The 1,565-nt window shown below is 70.1% G+C and carries 1 protein-coding gene and 1 pseudogene; both read left to right on the top strand.

Features of this window, described 5'->3' with window-relative positions:
- A pseudogene (locus tag G3I40_RS31115) lies at positions 1 to 552 on the top strand (hypothetical protein); the annotation flags it as partial.
- A gap of 269 nt (positions 553 to 821) precedes the next feature.
- A partial coding sequence (locus tag G3I40_RS31110) for a phosphatase PAP2 family protein (protein ID WP_164305961.1) occupies positions 822 to 1,565 on the top strand: 744 nt, incomplete at its 3' end.

Genomic DNA, 1,565 nt, shown 5'->3' with positions numbered 1-1,565 from the left:
GTGGCGGCGGTGTGGGTGGCGGCCGCACTGTGGGTCGTGCGCGAGCGTCGCGCGCCGTGGCGCCTGGTGCTCGGCGTGCTGCTCGCCCCGGCGGGCGCGGCCGCGTACGTCCTGTGGGTCGGACACCGCACCGGCGGCGGGCTCCTCGGCTATCTCGACGTGCAGGGGCAGTGGGGCAACGGGTTCGACGGGGGCCTGTCGTTCGCGCGCTTCGTCGGCGACAAGTTCACGTCACCGCTGGGCGCGCTCGCCGGCCTCGGGCTGATCGTCGGGGTGGCGCTGGTGATCTGGCTCTACGTGGCCGGGGTGCGGCAGCGGCAGCCGGTGCCGCTGCTCGTCTACACCGGGATCGTCGTCGCGCTTGCCCTGTGCGCTTCGGGGTACTTCGGTTCGAAGCCGCGGCTGCTGTTGCCCGCGTTCCCGCTGCTGTTGCCGATCGCGGCGGCGGCCGCCCGGTGGCGGGCCGGCCGGGCATGGTGGCTGCTCGGCGGCCTCGCGCTGGTCTCGGCGGTCTACGGAGCGTTCTGGCTGAACGGATCCGGCCCACCGTGACCGCGGGCGACCGCTCCTGAGCGACCTTGATCGACTCGGCCGGATCCGATGAGCGGACGGAGAATTCCGTGCCAGCAACCGGTGAACGCATTCATAAGGGCGCTATAACAAGCCGCTGGAAACGATCATTGAATTCGCTCGGACTTCCGCCCCGGGTTACCAAAACTCCGGGAATAAATGGCGTTCTGAGATCAATCCCACATCACATCGTCATCACAAAGCCTCTGTTTCGTCCGAGTCCGCAGCGCGCCCGCTGTAGCGTCGATTGGGTGCGTACCGAACGAAACCTGACCCGCCGCCTCGCGCGGGTCTTCGCCCGGCTCGACCGCGAGCCCGAACGGCCGGCCAACCTGGACATCCCCAGGATGAGCCGGCACCGCGTCGTGCTCCTCGGCCTGACCCTGGCGTTCTACCTCGCCATCGTCGTGGCGGTCCTGGGCACGTCGTGGCTGGTCGCCTTCGACTGGCAGGTCATGTTCTTCCGGCCCTACCAGCAGTGGCCCGAGATCCACGCCTTCCTCGACTACTGGGTGGTCCTGGGCCAGCGCGGCCCGACCGCCGTCATGGTGATGGCGTGGCTGGGCTGGCGCTCGTGGCGCCAGCACACGCTGCGCCCGCTGCTGATGTTCGGCACCGCACTGCTCCTGCTCAACGTGACGGTGGGCGCCGCCAAGCTCGGCATGGGCCGCGCCGGCCCCCACTACGCCACCCTCATCGGCTCGAACGAGATGTGGCAGGGCGGCGACATATTCCCTTCGGGACACACCGCCAACGCGGTCGTGACCTGGGGCATCCTCGCCTACCTCGCCTCCACCCCGCGTGCGCGGCGCTGGCTGTCCGCGGTCTCCGCGGTGATCTCCCTGAGCGTCGGCCTGACCACCGTCTACCTCGGTACGCACTGGCTGAGCGACGTCCTCCTCGGCTGGGCCGCCGGTCTCCTGATCCTGCTCGCGCTGCCCTGGTTCGAGCCGCTGGTGGCCCGCGTCGAGGCCGTGGTCCTCTCGGTCCGCGCC

This window comes from Streptomyces sp. SID14478 (assembly GCF_010548525.1).
In the GTDB taxonomy this organism is placed as follows: domain Bacteria; phylum Actinomycetota; class Actinomycetes; order Streptomycetales; family Streptomycetaceae; genus Streptomyces.
The sequence above is the reverse complement of the archived record's forward strand: the minus strand, read 5'-3'. Positions and strand labels throughout refer to the sequence as shown.